16 protein-coding genes are annotated in these 16,151 nt (G+C 63.0%); all 16 read left to right on the top strand.

The features are described 5' to 3' along the window. Positions 1 to 156: 156 nt before the first annotated feature. Entirely contained in the window at positions 157 to 2,127 is a 1,971-nt protein-coding gene (gene mnmG, locus ACN8ZM_RS00520; protein WP_089449643.1) for a tRNA uridine-5-carboxymethylaminomethyl(34) synthesis enzyme MnmG, read from the top strand. After that, positions 2,124 to 2,810, top strand: coding sequence for a 16S rRNA (guanine(527)-N(7))-methyltransferase RsmG (rsmG, locus tag ACN8ZM_RS00525; protein ID WP_420210384.1), 687 nt, complete (start codon positions 2,124 to 2,126; stop codon positions 2,808 to 2,810). Before mnmG ends, rsmG begins: the two co-directional genes overlap by 4 nt. A 56-nt stretch (positions 2,811 to 2,866) precedes the next feature. Beyond that, the gene (locus ACN8ZM_RS00530) at positions 2,867 to 3,646 is read left to right on the top strand and encodes a ParA family protein (protein WP_043184882.1); all 780 of its coding nucleotides are present in this window, start codon (positions 2,867 to 2,869) and stop codon (positions 3,644 to 3,646) included. A 31-nt stretch (positions 3,647 to 3,677) separates the two neighbouring features. Next, complete coding sequence (locus tag ACN8ZM_RS00535) at positions 3,678 to 4,571, top strand: ParB/RepB/Spo0J family partition protein (RefSeq protein WP_027788713.1); 894 nt, start codon at positions 3,678 to 3,680, stop codon at positions 4,569 to 4,571. Between the two features lie 10 nt (positions 4,572 to 4,581). Next, the gene (locus ACN8ZM_RS00540; RefSeq protein WP_420210385.1) at positions 4,582 to 5,712 is read left to right on the top strand and encodes an SLC13 family permease; all 1,131 of its coding nucleotides are present in this window, start codon (positions 4,582 to 4,584) and stop codon (positions 5,710 to 5,712) included. Positions 5,713 to 5,833: 121 nt separating this feature from the next. Beyond that, positions 5,834 to 6,166 (top strand): hypothetical protein, encoded by a 333-nt coding sequence (locus ACN8ZM_RS00545; RefSeq protein ID WP_420210386.1) that lies wholly within the window; start codon positions 5,834 to 5,836, stop codon positions 6,164 to 6,166. A gap of 114 nt (positions 6,167 to 6,280) precedes the next feature. Then, on the top strand, positions 6,281 to 6,805 hold the full coding sequence (locus tag ACN8ZM_RS00550; RefSeq protein ID WP_043184887.1) for an ATP synthase subunit I: 525 nt from the start codon (positions 6,281 to 6,283) through the stop codon (positions 6,803 to 6,805). A 109-nt stretch (positions 6,806 to 6,914) separates the two neighbouring features. Further along, complete coding sequence (atpB, locus tag ACN8ZM_RS00555) at positions 6,915 to 7,766, top strand: F0F1 ATP synthase subunit A (RefSeq protein WP_043184890.1); 852 nt, start codon at positions 6,915 to 6,917, stop codon at positions 7,764 to 7,766. Between the two features lie 75 nt (positions 7,767 to 7,841). Further along, on the top strand, positions 7,842 to 8,114 hold the full coding sequence (atpE, locus tag ACN8ZM_RS00560) for a F0F1 ATP synthase subunit C (RefSeq protein ID WP_021160442.1): 273 nt from the start codon (positions 7,842 to 7,844) through the stop codon (positions 8,112 to 8,114). A 129-nt stretch (positions 8,115 to 8,243) separates the two neighbouring features. After that, entirely contained in the window at positions 8,244 to 8,714 is a 471-nt protein-coding gene (locus ACN8ZM_RS00565) for a F0F1 ATP synthase subunit B (RefSeq protein WP_011350523.1), read from the top strand. Between the two features lie 2 nt (positions 8,715 to 8,716). Further along, complete coding sequence (locus tag ACN8ZM_RS00570; RefSeq protein ID WP_043184892.1) at positions 8,717 to 9,256, top strand: F0F1 ATP synthase subunit delta; 540 nt, start codon at positions 8,717 to 8,719, stop codon at positions 9,254 to 9,256. A 44-nt stretch (positions 9,257 to 9,300) separates the two neighbouring features. Next, entirely contained in the window at positions 9,301 to 10,842 is a 1,542-nt protein-coding gene (gene atpA, locus ACN8ZM_RS00575; protein ID WP_021160444.1) for a F0F1 ATP synthase subunit alpha, read from the top strand. Positions 10,843 to 10,911: 69 nt separating this feature from the next. Next, positions 10,912 to 11,787: a F0F1 ATP synthase subunit gamma gene (gene atpG, locus ACN8ZM_RS00580; protein WP_043184895.1), complete on the top strand. Its 876-nt coding sequence runs from the start codon at positions 10,912 to 10,914 to the stop codon at positions 11,785 to 11,787. 66 nt (positions 11,788 to 11,853) lie between these two features. Next, complete coding sequence (gene atpD, locus ACN8ZM_RS00585) at positions 11,854 to 13,248, top strand: F0F1 ATP synthase subunit beta (protein ID WP_043184897.1); 1,395 nt, start codon at positions 11,854 to 11,856, stop codon at positions 13,246 to 13,248. 156 nt (positions 13,249 to 13,404) lie between these two features. After that, positions 13,405 to 13,830 (top strand): F0F1 ATP synthase subunit epsilon, encoded by a 426-nt coding sequence (locus ACN8ZM_RS00590; protein WP_006477288.1) that lies wholly within the window; start codon positions 13,405 to 13,407, stop codon positions 13,828 to 13,830. 256 nt (positions 13,831 to 14,086) lie between these two features. Continuing rightward, positions 14,087 to 15,814, top strand: a complete 1,728-nt coding sequence (locus ACN8ZM_RS00595) for an AMP-binding protein (protein ID WP_420210387.1) — start codon at positions 14,087 to 14,089, stop codon at positions 15,812 to 15,814. Positions 15,815 to 16,151 lie beyond the last annotated feature (337 nt).

The raw sequence follows: 16,151 nt of genomic DNA on the forward strand, positions 1-16,151 counted from the left end.
TCTGAGCCACAGATTCATCGGTCCAATGCCGAAAAATCGTCGAAATGCACAGACCCTACCAATCGGACGGCATTCGGGTGAAAAGCGAACCCGCTATAATTCGGCCCATACATTTCTCAGATAGGTTCGTGCGCAGTCCTGCGGACGGAATCCACCATGCTTTTTCCCACAGAATTTGACGTCATCGTTGTCGGTGGCGGTCATGCCGGCACGGAAGCCGCGCTGGCGTCCGCCCGTATGGGCGCAAAGACACTGCTGCTGACCCATAACATCGAAACACTTGGGCAGATGAGCTGCAATCCGTCGATCGGCGGCATTGGCAAGGGCCATCTGGTCAAGGAAGTCGATGCGCTGGGCGGCGCAATGGCAGCCGCGACCGACGAGAGCGGTATTCAGTTTCGGATCCTCAATTCGTCGAAGGGTCCGGCTGTGCGCGCGACGCGCGCGCAGGCCGATCGCATCCTGTACAAGGCCGCGATCCGCCACCGGCTCGAGAACCAGCCGAACCTCTGGCTGTTCCAGCAGGCCGTCGACGACCTGATGGTTGAAGGCGACCGCGTGGTGGGTGCCGTCACGCAGATCGGCATCCGCTTCCGCGCCCGCGCGGTCGTGCTGACCGCCGGTACGTTCCTCGACGGCAAGATCCACGTCGGCCTGAACAACTACACGGGCGGCCGTGCAGGCGATCCGGCGGCCGTGTCGCTGTCGTCGCGCCTGAAGGAGCTGAAGCTGCCGCAGGGCCGCCTGAAGACCGGTACGCCGCCGCGTATCGATGGCCGTTCGATCGATTTCTCGAAGCTGGACGAACAGCCGGGCGATCTCGATCCGATCCCCGTCTTCTCGTTCCTGGGCCGCGCGGAGCAGCATCCGCAGCAGCTGCCGTGCTGGGTCACGCACACGAACGAGCGCACGCACGACATCATTCGCGGCGGCCTCGACCGTTCGCCTATGTATACAGGCGTGATCGAAGGCGTCGGGCCGCGCTATTGCCCGTCGATCGAAGACAAGATTCACCGGTTCGCATCGAAGGAATCGCACCAGATCTTCCTGGAGCCGGAAGGGCTGACGACCAACGAGTTCTATCCGAACGGGATCTCGACGAGCCTGCCGTTCGACGTCCAGCTCGAGCTCGTGCACTCGATGCGCGGCCTCGAGAACGCGCATATCCTGCGCCCTGGCTACGCGATCGAGTACGACTACTTCGACCCGCGCGCGCTGAAGGCATCGCTCGAGACGAAGGCGATCAACGGGCTGTTCTTTGCGGGCCAGATCAACGGTACGACCGGCTATGAAGAAGCGGCTGCGCAGGGTCTGCTGGCCGGCCTCAATGCGGGTCGTTACGTGCAGGAGAAGGACGCATGGTGCCCGCGCCGTGACCAGGCCTACCTTGGCGTGCTGGTCGACGATCTCGTGACGCGCGGTGTGGCCGAGCCGTACCGGATGTTCACGAGCCGCGCCGAATATCGCCTGAGCCTGCGCGAAGACAATGCGGACATGCGCCTGACCGAGATCGGCCGCGAACTGGGGCTCGTCGACGACGCGCGCTGGGACGCATTCAGCCGGAAGCGCGACGCTGTTTCACGTGAAACCGAACGCCTGAAGTCGACGTGGGTTACGCCGAAGACGTTGCCGGCGGAAGAGGCGACCGCGCTGCTCGGCAAGGCAATCGATCACGAATACAGCCTCGCCGAGCTGCTGCGCCGTCCGGGCATCGGCTACGACGGCGTGTGCGGCCTGAAGGGTGGCGAATGCGGCCCCGCGGAGCCGCTGGCTGACGATCCGGTGCTGCTCGAGCAGATCAAGGAGCAGGTCGAGATCGGCATCAAGTATCAGGGCTATATCGAGCGTCAGGCATCGGAGATCGAACGCAACGATGCGAACGAGAACACGCGCCTGCCGGACGGTATCGATTACCGCGAAGTCCGCGGCCTGTCGTTCGAGGTGAGCCAGAAGCTCAACGAGTTCCGGCCGGAAACGATCGGGCAGGCGTCGCGCATCTCGGGTGTCACGCCGGCGGCGATCTCGCTGCTGATGGTGCACTTGAAGCGCCGCGGCCTGGGCCGTCGTAATGGCACTGCCGAAGCGGCAACGGAGCAGGGGGACGGCACCGTCCCGACGCAACAATGACGGTGCGTCGCGCGCCGGCGGTTAATCGGGACGTACTGGAAGAGATGCTCGTCGAAGGCACGACGGCGCTCGACCTTGCTCTGACGGATGCACAACGCAATCAGCTGCTCGACTACGTCGCGCTGCTCGGCAAGTGGAACGCGGTCTACAACCTGACTGCGATCCGCGACCCGAAGCAGATGCTGATCCAGCACATCCTCGATTCGCTTTCCATCGTCCCGCATCTGCGTGGCCGTGCATCGGCCCGCGTGCTCGACGTTGGCTCGGGCGGCGGGTTGCCCGGTATCGTGCTGGCGATCGTCGAGCCGGACTGGCAGATCACGCTGAACGATATCGTGCAGAAGAAGTCTGCATTCCAGACTCAGATGCGCGCGGAGCTGAAGCTCGCGAACCTGTCGGTGGTCACGGGGCGGGTCGAATCGCTGCAGCCGGGTGTCGAAGTGCCAGAAAAATTCGACATGATCGTATCCCGCGCTTTCGCGGATCTGTCCGACTTCGTTAAACTTGCTCGACATCTGGTCGCGCCGGGCGGATCGATTTGGGCAATGAAGGGTGTCCATCCGGACGACGAGATTGCGCGGTTGCCGGAAGGCAGCCGCGTCAAGCAGACGATACGGTTGGCGGTACCGATGCTCGATGCCGAACGGCATCTGATCGAAGTAGCCGTCGACGAGGCGAATTGAAGGGAAGGCGCGCAGTAGCGCGCCGTTTGTTTGAAGGTAAAGGGAATACACCAACGATGGCAAAGATCTTCTGCGTTGCGAACCAGAAGGGGGGCGTCGGCAAGACGACGACATCGGTCAATCTCGCCGCAAGCCTTGCAGCGCAGGAGCAACGAGTCCTGCTGATCGACCTCGACCCGCAGGGTAACGCGACGATGGGCAGCGGGATCGACAAGGCTGCCTGCGAAGCGACCGTGTACGAAGTGCTGGTCGACGGCGTATCGGTGACCGACGCGCGCATCCGCCCGGAAGGCGTCACCTACGACGTGCTGCCCGCGAACCGCGAGCTGTCCGGTGCCGAGATCGAACTGATCAACATCGACAACCGCGAGCGCCGGCTGAAGGCCGCACTCGAGCACGTGGCCGAGGATTACGACTTCGTGCTGATCGACTGCCCGCCGACGCTGTCGCTGCTGACGCTGAACGGGCTGTGTGCGGCGCATGGCGTCGTGATCCCGATGCAGTGCGAGTACTTCGCACTGGAGGGGTTGTCGGATCTCGTCAACACGATCAAGCAGGTTCACGCGAACATGAATCGCGACCTGAAGATCATCGGCTTGCTGCGCGTGATGTTCGATCCGCGCATCACGCTGCAGCAGCAAGTCTCCGATCAACTGAAAGCGCACTTCGGCGACAAGGTGTTCGACGCGGTGATTCCGCGCAACGTGCGCCTGGCGGAAGCGCCGAGTTACGGGCTGCCGGGCGTCGTGTTCGACCGCAGCTCGCGCGGTGCGCAAGCGTATCTCCAGTTCGGTGCCGAGATGATCGAGCGCGTTCGCGCGTTCGAGGTGTCGTGATCCGGACATGAGCGAAGCGAGGAAGAAAGACATGAACGCGGTACCAAAGAAGAAGGGCTTGGGACGTGGCCTCGAAGCGCTGCTCGGCGGCAGTGCCGATATCACCGAAGCGGTGAAAATCGAAGGGGCACCGAACACGCTCGCGCTCGGCAAGCTGCAGGCCGGCAAATACCAGCCGCGGACGCGGATGGACGAAGGCAGCCTGCAGGAGCTCGCGGCGAGCATTCGCGCGCAGGGCGTGATGCAGCCGATCCTGGTACGACCCATTTCGTCTGATAAATACGAGATCATTGCGGGTGAGCGCCGTTTCCGCGCGGCGCGCCTGGCGGGCCTCGATGAAGTGCCGGTGCTCGTGAAGGACGTGTCGGATCAGGCCGCCGCGGCGATGGCGCTGATCGAGAACATCCAGCGCGAGGACCTGAACCCGCTTGAAGAAGCGCACGGTATCCAGCGCTTGCTCGACGAGTTCGGTTTCACGCACGAACAGGCGGCCGAATCGGTCGGCCGTTCGCGCAGCGCGGTGTCGAACCTGCTGCGCCTGCTGAACCTGGCTTCGCCGGTGCAGACGATGCTGCTGGCCGGTGATCTCGACATGGGGCATGCACGCGCGCTGCTCGCCGTCGATGCGGCCACGCAGATCACGCTTGCCCATCAGGTCGTCAACAAGCGCATGTCGGTGCGCGAGACCGAGAAGCTCGTTACGCACACGACGAAGGAAGCGCCGGCGGTGAAGGCGCGCGCGAAGGACGATGGCGGCCGCGATACGCGTCGTCTCGAAGAGGAGTTGTCCGACCTGCTGGCGTCGACGGTGAAGATCAAGCTCGGCCGCCGCGGGCGAGGGCAGGTGACGATCGACTTCGGCAACCTCGACGCGCTCGAGGGCATTCTCGTGCGGCTGCGCGGCAACGTCGCAACCGAAGAATAAAGGGCGGCGCATGGAGGGGACGGCCACACCGGCGCCACGCCGGTGGTTGGGGTGGCTTGCGCAGGAACCCGTGCTATCGGTGCTCGCGCTTGGCCTGATTGTGCTGCAATGGGTGCGTCCGCAACCATTTTCCGTATTGGCCGATCGGGTCGACTGGCAGACGGTCGCGACGCTCGCGGGCCTGTTGATGCTGACCAAGGCGCTCGAGTTGTCCGGCTGCCTGATGTGGCTCGCGCACCGGATCGTGCATCACGTGCATTCCGAACGCGGGCTCGCGATGTTGCTGGTCGGGTTCGCCGCGTTGCTGTCGATGTGGCTCACCAACGACGTCGCGCTGTTCGTCGTCGTGCCGCTGATGGTGTCGCTGCGCGCGCTGACACCGCTGCCGTTCCGGCGGCTCGTGATCGTCGTTGCGCTGGCCGTCAACGCGGGGTCCGTCGCGACGCCGCTCGGCAATCCCCAGAATCTTTTCCTGTGGCAATTGAGCGGCATGTCGTTCGGCCGCTTCGTGGTGACGCTCGGGCCGCTCGCGATCGCACTGATGGCGCTGCTGCTCGTGCTGACCGCGTGTGCGTTTCGCGCGAAGCCGCTCGATCTGTCCGGCGACGTCGTCGCCATTCCCGTCCAGCGCATGCACGCGTTGATCGCGGCGGGGCTGTTCGCGGCGTTCGTGCTGCTCGCCGATGCGCATCATCCGCTGCCGGGCCTGCTTGCCGTCGCGATCGTGTTGCTTGCCATCAAACGTGACGCAGTCCTTAAGATCGACTGGCTGCTGCTGCTGATCTTCGTACTGATGTTCGTCGTGCTGCGCAGCGCGGCGGCGCTGCCCGTCATCCATGACGCGATTGCGCATGCACGTCTCGACTCACCGCTGCGCGTCTTCGCGGCGGGTGCCGTGCTGTCGCAGGGCATCAGCAACGTGCCGGCTGCGATCCTGCTGTCGGAGTTCACGCATGACTGGCGCGCGCTTGCATTCGGCGTATCGGTCGGCGGTTTCGGTTTCGCGATCGGCTCGCTTGCGAACCTGATCGCGGTGCGTCTCGCGAAGGAGCCGCGCATGTGGCTGCCGTTCCACCTGGTCTCGATTCCGTTCGCGCTCGCCAGCGCGGCACTCGGTGCGTGGCTGCTCGTTCACGGTTGAGCGAGGCGGGTTCGTGCGGCACAGGCGTGCCATTCGGGTGGCGGGGAGGGCGCACAGCATTCGCGCTGGTTGCGGGGCTGTGGATAAGTGCGGCAAACCACAGTCGATCGACTGTGGTGGCATGACAACTGATTGGATAAATCCGCGCGCCAGCGCCGGTCGGGATTTTGCGTATCCGATGCGGCTGGCGGCCACAGTGTTTTGTCTGTTCGGCGTTTCGCGCGCAGCGCGAGCCCGGAGCCGCGTCACAGCATGGTTTTTGGGTGGCGATCGTGCCGCCCCGCCAGCGCCCGCAGCGGGCATCGCTTCCTCGCCATTTCATCGACGCCGGATTTTTTCGAGCAAGAAATACCGGTGCAAAAAAGCGACCTTACAACTGTCATCGTACGTCGTCGAATCGCAGGTTTTTTCACATCATGAGGTGACGTTTTACGCTGGTTTTTGTCGCGTCTAAAGCCTTGAATCACTTGCAACTATCGCTTACAATCGCCCGGATTTGTTAGCTAGGCACCCCTGAAAGCTTTCAGAAAGCTTGGGGCCGGGTTCAAGGATTTTGCGGAAGATTGCGATGGCGGGTCAGGCGCCGGACGACAGGCACGATGATCAGCGCACGCAACGCACCGCTTCAGCGGCCGGCGAGCGGCGCGAATTCGATGATGACTGGGATGCCGAGCAGCAAGAAAACAATATCGTTCCGCTCACACGGGTAGAAGCCGAAAAGCTGTTCGGCCCGGACGTGAGCAAGCCCTCGCGCGTGACCCCCTATAAGGTGGTAATCGCGCAAGTGGTTCTGTCCCTGGTTGCAACGCTGGCGTGGTGGCTGTTTTCGAAGTCGCCGGGCGCCGCTGCGCAATCCGCGTTTCTGGGCGGAGCGATCGGCTGGGTGCCCAGTGCGGTTTTCGTGGCACGACTGAAGGCAGGTGGCTCGGCCACCGTGATGAGCTGGGTGATGGGCGAAGCCCTGAAACTCGCTCTGACGATCGGGATGTTCACTGCAGTGGCGTTCGGCTGGTCCGGCGTGCACTGGGTGCCGTTCCTCGTCACGTACCTCGTCGTGCTGAAGACGTACTGGATCGCGCTGGCCTGGCGGTAAGGAACAAGCAGCGTGTGGTTTCGACAACGAACCGCACCGGCCCGTTCCCGCAATAGCGTGTTGCGGAACTGGCAAAACGATTTTCGACAATTTGGGTGGCATTAACGATATGGCAGCTAGCGAAGGCACGCGCGGTCCGGATCCGTCCGAGTACATTGCGCACCACTTGCAGAATTTCTCCACCTCGCATCAGACGTCGATTTTCGACATTCACGTCTGGAATATCGACACGCTGTTCTGGTCGATCGTTTGCGGCATCGTGACGATCCTCGTGCTGCGTCTGGCCGCCCGCAAGGCGACGTCGGGCGTGCCGGGTCGTTTCCAGTGCGCGATCGAGATGCTCGTCGAGATGGTCGAAGACCAATCGAAGGCCATCGTTCACGGCAATCGTACCTTCATCGCTCCGCTCGCGCTCACGGTGTTCGTGTGGGTCGCGCTGATGAACTCCCTCGACTTCCTCCCGGTCGACCTGCCGGGCCGCGTGATCGGCCTGCTCGGTCTGTCGGACGTGATTTCCCACCATCGCATCGTCCCGACGGCCGACCTGAACGGCACGCTCGGCATCGCGCTCGGCGTGTTCGTCCTGATGATCTACTACAGCATCAAGATCAAGGGCGCGGGCGGCTTTGTGCATGAGCTGCTGTCGGCACCGTTTGGCGCCCACCCGCTGCTGTGGATCCCGAACCTCGCGCTCAACATCGTCGAATATCTCGCGAAGACCGTCTCCCTCGGTATGCGACTGTTCGGCAACATGTACGCGGGTGAGCTGTTGTTCCTGTTGATCGCCCTGCTCGGCAGCATGTGGAGCTTCGGTGGCGACGCAACGTTCCTCGGCTTCGTTGGCCACGTGATCGCGGGCAGCGTCTGGGCAATCTTCCACATTCTGATTGTTCTGTTGCAGGCATTCATTTTCATGATGCTGACGCTGGTGTATCTCGGCCAGGCGCACGACAAGCACTAAGCGCGGCGTGCAAGAAAGAGTTTCCGTTTTAGTTTTTTAAATCTCAGTTCCAAGTCTTTTCACAAAGGAGTGATCATGCAAGCTTACATCGCCAACATCCAGGGTCTGACCGCCATCGGTATCGGCATCATCATCGGCCTGGGTGCAATCGGCGCCTGTATCGGTATCGCGCTGATGGGTGGTAAGTACATCGAAGCCTGCGCACGTCAGCCGGAACTCATCAACCCGCTGCAAACGAAGATGTTCCTGCTGGCTGGTCTGATCGACGCGGCATTCCTGATCGGCGTGGGTGTTGCAATGCTGTTCGCGTTCGCGAACCCGCTCCTGTCGAAGCTCGTCGCAGGCTAAGGTTCCTCGGAAATATGCGTCCGGCGCAAGCCGGCGCAGGGCGGAACGGAGACTTGGGGCGCTGATCGAATGCAACTCGATGAGCGCCTTACCGTTTCATTTTTCCGGAATAGCAGATAAGGAAACACCGTGAATCTCAACGCAACTCTGTTTGCGCAAATGGTCGTGTTCCTGGTCCTCGCGTGGTTCACGATGAAATTCGTGTGGCCGCCGTTGATCAACGCCCTCGACGAACGTTCGAAGAAGATCGCCGACGGCCTCGCCGCCGCCGAGAAGGGCAAGGCAGAACTCGACGCCGCGCACAAGCGCGTGGACCAGGAACTCGCGCAGGCCCGCAATGACGGCCAGCAGCGCATCGCCGACGCTGAAAAGCGTGCCCAGGCGGTCGCCGAGGAAATCAAGTCCAACGCCCAGGCTGAAGCCGCCCGCATCATCGCCCAGGCGAAGGCGGAAGCAGAACAGCAAATCGTGAAGGCGCGCGAAGCGCTGCGTGGCGAAGTCGCTACGCTGGCCGTGAAGGGCGCCGAGCAGATCCTGAAGCGCGAAGTCGATCAAACGGCCCACGCCCAACTGCTGAATCAACTGAAAGCCGAGCTCTGATCATGGCCGAACTTGCAACCATCGCCCGCCCTTACGCAGAAGCGCTGTTCCGCGTGGCCGAGGGCGGTGACATCGCCGCCTGGTCCACGCTCGTGCAAGAGCTGGCCCAGGTTGCGCGTCTGCCGGAAGTGCTGTCGGTCGCGTCGAGCCCGAAGGTGACGCGCACGCAAGTAGCCGAGTTGCTGCTTGCTGCGGTGAAGTCGCCGCTCGCGGCTGGCGCCGAAGCGAAGAACTTCGTGCAGATGCTGGTCGACAATCATCGCATCGCGCTGCTGCCGGAAATCGCCGAGCAGTTCGAGGCGCTCAAGAACGAACGTGAAGGTGCAGCCGACGCCGAGATCGTGAGCGCGTTCCCGCTGAACGGCGCGGATCTCGAGAGTCTCGTCTCGGGCCTCGAACGCAAGTTCAAGCGCAAGCTGAAACCGACGATCGCAGTCGATTCGTCGCTGATCGGCGGCGTGCGCGTGACGGTCGGCGACGAAGTGCTCGACACCTCGGTTCGCGCGCGTCTCGCATCGATGCAGGCTGCGTTGACCGCCTGAGCGCCACGCCGGCACGCAACAGAATTGACTATCAGGAGCGAATAATGCAACTCAATCCCTCTGAGATCAGCGAGCTGATCAAGAGCCGGATCCAGGGCCTTGAAGCGAGCGCAGACGTTCGCAACCAGGGCACCGTGATCTCCGTGACCGACGGTATCGTGCGTATCCACGGCCTGTCGGACGTGATGCAGGGCGAAATGCTCGAGTTTCCGGGCAACACGTTCGGCCTCGCGCTGAACCTCGAGCGCGACTCGGTCGGCGCGGTGATTCTCGGCGAATACGAACACATCTCGGAAGGCGACATCGTCAAGACGACGGGCCGCATTCTGGAAGTCCCGGTTGGTCCGGAACTCGTCGGCCGCGTGGTCGATGCGCTCGGCAACCCGATCGACGGCAAGGGCCCGGTCAACGCAAAGCTGACCGACGCGATCGAAAAGATCGCCCCGGGCGTGATCTGGCGTAAGTCGGTGTCGCAGCCGGTGCAGACGGGCATCAAGTCGATCGACGCAATGGTGCCGATCGGCCGTGGCCAGCGTGAGCTGATCATCGGCGACCGTCAGTGCGGCAAGACCGCAGTGGCGCTCGACGCGATCATCAACCAGAAGGGCAAGGACCTGATCTGTATCTACGTCGCGATCGGCCAGAAGGCTTCGTCGATCATGAACGTGGTTCGCAAGCTCGAAGAAACGGGCGCGATGGAATACACGATCGTCGTCGCCGCTTCGGCTTCGGATTCGGCAGCGATGCAGTACCTCGCACCGTACGCCGGCTGCACGATGGGCGAATACTTCCGCGACCGCGGCCAAGACGCGCTGATCATTTATGACGACTTGACCAAGCAAGCCTGGGCATACCGTCAGATCTCGCTGCTGCTGCGCCGCCCGCCGGGCCGTGAAGCTTACCCGGGCGACGTGTTCTATCTCCACTCGCGTCTGCTCGAGCGTGCTGCTCGCGTGTCGGAAGAGTACGTCGAGAAGTTCACGAACGGCGAAGTGAAGGGCAAGAGCGGCTCGCTGACGGCACTGCCGGTCATCGAAACGCAGGCTGGCGACGTGACCGCGTTCGTTCCGACGAACGTGATCTCGATTACCGACGGCCAGATCTTCCTGGAAACCGACCTGTTCAACGCAGGCATCCGCCCGGCAATCAACGCCGGCGTGTCGGTGTCGCGAGTCGGTGGCGCCGCTCAGACGAAGGTCGTGAAGAAGCTGTCGGGCGGTATCCGTACCGACCTCGCGCAGTATCGTGAACTGGCAGCATTCGCCCAGTTCGCATCGGACCTCGACGAAGCGACCCGCAAGCAGCTCGAGCGCGGCCGCCGCGTGACGGAACTGCTGAAGCAGCCGCAGTACCAGCCGCTGCAGGTGTGGGAACTGGCCGTGTCGCTGTACGCCGCAAACAACGGCTACCTCGACGACCTCGACGTCAAGCAAGTGCTGTCGTTCGAGAAGGGCCTGCGCGAAAACCTGAAGACCAGCCACGCTGACCTCATCAAGCGCATCGAAGACACCAAGGATCTCTCGAAGGACGACGAAGGCGCACTGCGCTCGGCGATCGAATCCTTCAAGAAGTCCGGTGCCTATTGATCCGCGAGTGACACACTGAGGCCGCGCGGGTGCTGATGCACCCGCGCCGCTTCGGTCAAGGAGCAAGCTATGGCTGGAATGAAGGAAATTCGCGGCAAGATCAAGAGCGTGCAGAACACGCGCAAGATCACGAAGGCGATGGAGATGGTGGCCGCATCGAAGATGCGTCGCGCGCAGGAACGCATGCGCGCCGCTCGTCCATATGCGGACAAGGTCCGTGCCATCGCTGCGCACATGAGCCGCGCGAACCCGGAGTACCGCCACCCGTTCATGGTGGCGAACGAAGGCGCGAAGACGGCCGGCATCATCCTCGTCACGACGGACAAGGGTCTGTGCGGTGGTCTGAACACCAACGTGCTGCGTGCGACGGTGCAGAAGTTCAAGGAGCTGGAAGAGAAGGGCCAGAAGGTCGAAGCCACCGCGATCGGTAGCAAGGGCCTCGGGTTCCTGAACCGCTTCGGCGCGAAGGTGATGTCGCAGGTCGTGCACCTCGGCGACACCCCGCATCTGGACAAGCTGATCGGCGCCGTGAAGACGCAGCTCGATCTGTACTCGGAAGGCAAGCTGTCGGCGGTTTATATCGCTTACACGCGCTTCGTCAACACGATGAAGCAGGAAGCCGTGATCGAGCAGTTGCTGCCGCTGTCGTCGGAACACTTCGAAGCCGATGACGGTACGCCGGCCACGTCGTGGGACTACATCTACGAGCCGGACGCGCAGGCAGTCGTCGACGAACTGCTCGTGCGTTACGTCGAGGCGCTGGTGTACCAGGCCGTCGCGGAAAACATGGCGTCCGAGCAATCGGCGCGCATGGTCGCGATGAAGGCCGCGTCCGACAACGCGAAGACGGTGATCAGCGAACTGCAGCTCGTGTACAACAAGAGCCGTCAGGCCGCGATCACGAAAGAACTGTCGGAGATCGTCGGCGGCGCAGCCGCTGTTTAAGCGCGCGCCCGGGACGACAACTGCGCCTTTGCGCGAGTAAAGAATCAGGTATTTAAAGGAAAAGCGATGAGTACTGCTGCTTTGGTAGAAGGCAAGATCGTACAGTGCATCGGCGCCGTTATCGACGTGGAATTCCCGCGCGACAGCATGCCGAAGATCTACGACGCGCTCATTCTCGATGGCTCGGAACTGACGCTCGAAGTCCAGCAACAGCTGGGCGACGGCGTGGTCCGTACCATTTGTCTGGGTGCATCCGACGGCCTGCGCCGCGGCCTGACCGTGAAGAACACGGCAAAGCCGATCTCGGTGCCGGTCGGCAAGCCGACCCTCGGCCGAATCATGGACGTGCTCGGCCGTCCGATCGACGAAGCTGGCCCGATCGAAAGCGAAGTGACGCGTTCGATCCACCAGAAGGCTCCGGCGTTCGACGAACTGTCGCCGTCGACCGAACTGCTCGAAACGGGTATCAAGGTTATCGACCTGATCTGCCCGTTCGCAAAGGGCGGCAAGGTTGGCCTGTTCGGCGGTGCTGGCGTGGGCAAGACCGTCAACATGATGGAGCTCATCAACAACATCGCGAAGGAACACGGCGGTTACTCCGTGTTCGCGGGCGTGGGCGAGCGTACCCGTGAAGGGAACGACTTCTACCACGAAATGAAGGACTCGAACGTTCTCGACAAGGTCGCGCTGGTGTACGGCCAGATGAACGAGCCGCCGGGCAACCGTCTGCGCGTCGCGCTGACCGGCCTGACGATGGCTGAGCACTTCCGTGACGAAGGCCTCGACGTGCTGTTCTTCGTCGACAACATCTACCGTTTCACGCTGGCCGGTACCGAAGTGTCGGCACTGCTCGGCCGTATGCCGTCGGCAGTGGGCTATCAGCCGACGCTGGCTGAAGAAATGGGCAAGCTGCAAGAGCGCATCACGTCGACCAAGAAGGGCTCGATTACGTCGGTTCAGGCCGTGTACGTCCCTGCGGATGACTTGACCGACCCGTCGCCGGCTACGACCTTCGGCCACCTGGACGCAACCGTCGTTCTGTCGCGTGACATCGCTTCGCTGGGTATCTACCCGGCGGTCGACCCGCTCGACTCGACGTCGCGCCAGATCGACCCGAACGTGATCGGTGAAGAGCACTACTCGATCACCCGTCGCGTTCAGCAGACGCTGCAGCGCTACAAGGAACTGCGCGACATCATCGCGATTCTGGGTATGGACGAACTGTCGCCGGAAGACAAGCTGTCGGTCGCGCGCGCTCGTAAGATCCAGCGTTTCCTGTCGCAGCCGTTCCACGTCGCTGAAGTGTTCACGGGCTCGCCGGGCAAGTACGTGCCGCTGAAGGAAACGATCCGCGGCTTCAAGATGATCGTCGACGGCGAGTGCGACCACCTGCCGGAACAGGCGTTCTACATGGTCGGCACGATCGACGAAGCCTTCGAAAAGGCCAAGAAGATCTCGTAAGGATTCGAGTGAGTCGCACGGCGCGTGCGGGTCGGGTTGTCGGTCTTCATTGACCGATAGCCAGGCTGGCCGCGCCGACCGCAACACGCTCAATCCGCCGTGCATGGGACGAGGGCAGGCGCCGCAAGGCGTTCGCTCTCGCCGACAGGAGTCCATATGGCAACCATCAAAGTAGACGTCGTCAGCGCGGAAGAGCAGATCTTCTCGGGCGAGGCGAAATTCGTCGCGCTGCCGGGCGAAACGGGTGAGCTGGGCATTCTGCCGGGTCACACGCCGCTGATCACGCGGATTCGTCCGGGTGCGGTGCGCATCGAAGTCGAGGGCGGCAACGACGAATTCGTGTTCGTCGCGGGCGGCATTCTCGAAGTGCAGCCGGGTGCCGTGACGGTGCTCGCCGATACCGCGATCCGCGGCAAGGACCTCGACGCGGCGAAAGCCGAGGAAGCACGCAAGCGTGCCGAGGAAACGCTGCAGAACGCGAAGTCGGATCTCGACCTCGCAAAGGCGCAGTCCGAGCTCGCGACCGCGATGGCGCAGCTCGAGGCGATCCAGCGTCTGGCGAAGATTCGCAGCCGGCACTGAGCCGCGCCGCGTATCCCGCGAAAGAAAGCAGCCTTCGGGCTGCTTTTTTTTCGTCCGTCGTTTTCGTCTGTTTTTTACGGGTCGGATCATTCCGTCCGGTCGTGCTATTTCATCCGCGCGCCGGGGTTTGATGTCAGAGTATCGTCAGCGAAGCTGGGCATCATCCGCGATATGGCCTGGGCGCGCGGTGCCGGTGGCAGGGGCAGCGGCGGCACCGGTGCCGGGCCCCGATCAGACAAAAAGGACGGAGACATTCATGGCAGCAGACCTTGGCGTGGGCGCGCTGATCGCGCCCGAAAACGGCTTGTCGTACGTGCGCGGCACGACTGACGTGCCGCTCTCGGAAGCGACGATCGGCCGGTTCCTGCTCGACACGGCCGGCCGCTTTCCCGATCGTCCGGCCGTCGTGTTCCGCGAGCAGCAGGTGCGCTGGACCTGGCGCGAGTTCGCGAACGAGGTCGACGTGCTGGCGGCCGGCCTCGCTTCGCTCGGCATCGTGAAGGGCGATCGCGTCGGCATCTGGTCGCCGAACCGCAGCGAATGGCTGCTCACGCAGTTCGCGACTGCGCGGATCGGCGCGGTGCTCGTCAACATCAATCCGGCCTACCGGCTGTCGGAGCTCGAATACGCGCTGAACAAGGTCGATTGCAAGGCCGTGATCGCCGCCGAGCGCTTCAAGACATCCGCGTACGTCGAGATGCTGCAGACCATTGCGCCGGAGCTCGCGACCGCGACGCCGGGTGACCTGCATGCGGCGCGCGTGCCGAGCCTGCGCACGGTCGTGTCGATGGGCGACGTCGCGCCGGCCGGCATGTTCCGCTTCGCGGACCTGATGGCGCGCGGCCGCCAGGCCGTCGATCCCGCGTTGCTCGATGCGATCGGCGCGACGCTCACGGCCAACGAGCCGATCAACATCCAGTTCACGAGCGGCACGACCGGCAGCCCGAAAGGCGCGACGCTCACGCATCGCAACGTCGTCAACAACGGGCGCTCGATCGCGACGGCGATGCGTTTCACCGAGCAGGACACGCTGTGCATCCCGGTGCCGCTGTATCACTGCTTCGGGATGGTGCTCGCGGTGCTCGCCTGCGTATCGAAGGGCGCGGCGATGGTGTTCCCGGGCGAAGCGTTCGACCCGGTCGCGACGCTCGCGGCGGTGGCCGACGAACGCTGCACCGCGCTGCACGGCGTGCCGACGATGTTCATCGCCGAGCTCGATCACCCGTCGTTCCCGACGTTCGACCTGTCGACGCTGCGCACCGGGATCATGGCCGGCTCGCCGTGCCCGATCGAGACGATGAAGCGCGTCGTGTCGCAGATGCACCTGTCGGAAATCACGATCGCGTACGGAATGACGGAAACGAGCCCGGTGTCGTTCCAGAGCTCGACCGACGATCCGCTCGAGAAGCGCACGACGACGGTCGGGCGCATCCAGCCGCACCTGGAGGTGAAGGTCGTCGATCCGAGCGGCGCCATCGTGCCGGTCGGCGCGACGGGCGAGCTGTGCACGAAGGGCTATTCGGTGATGCTCGGCTACTGGGACGACGACGCGAAGACGCGCGAGGTGCTGGTGGATGGCTGGATGCACACGGGCGACCTCGCGACGCTCGATGCGGACGGCTACTGCAACATCGTCGGCCGGCTGAAGGACATGGTGATCCGCGGCGGCGAGAACGTCTATCCGCGCGAGATCGAGGAATTCCTGTTTCGGCATCCGAAGATTCAGAGCGCGCAGGTATTCGGCGTGCCCGATGCGAAGTACGGCGAGGAGCTGTGCGCGTGGATCGTGCTGCGCGCGGACGAGCAGATGACCGAGGACGACGTGCGTGCGTTCTGCCAGGGGCAGATCGCGCATTACAAGATCCCGCGCTACATCCGCTTCGTCGACGAGCTGCCGATGACGGTGACGGGCAAGGTGCAGAAGTTCGTGATGCGCGACCGGATGATCGAGGAGCTGAAGCTCAACGTGCAGAAGACCGCGTAGCGCGGCATGGAGGCAGGAAAAACGCGGCGGCCTGCGGGCCGTTGCGCTTTCGATGGACGAAAAAAAGCGGGCTTATTAGCCCGCTAAAAACCACACGCTACGGGGTTAGCGCGAGGAGACCAAAGATGAAACCGACTCCGGCGGGGGGCCGGAAACGACTCCAACAGGGATGCCCCTGGGAAGGGCTTCGGTACGTGACCGACTGGCTCGCAGCGCTTCGCGTCCGCTCACACTTGGCACACGAGACCGCATCCGTGTTGAAACCGTTGAGGCCATTGTGGGCGAATTAATGACCCCTCGCGGTAACAAAGTGTTTCAGGTTGTAACGCCCGCCAGA

It is taken from the genome of Burkholderia aenigmatica (assembly GCF_048627025.1).
Lineage (GTDB): Bacteria > Pseudomonadota > Gammaproteobacteria > Burkholderiales > Burkholderiaceae > Burkholderia > Burkholderia aenigmatica.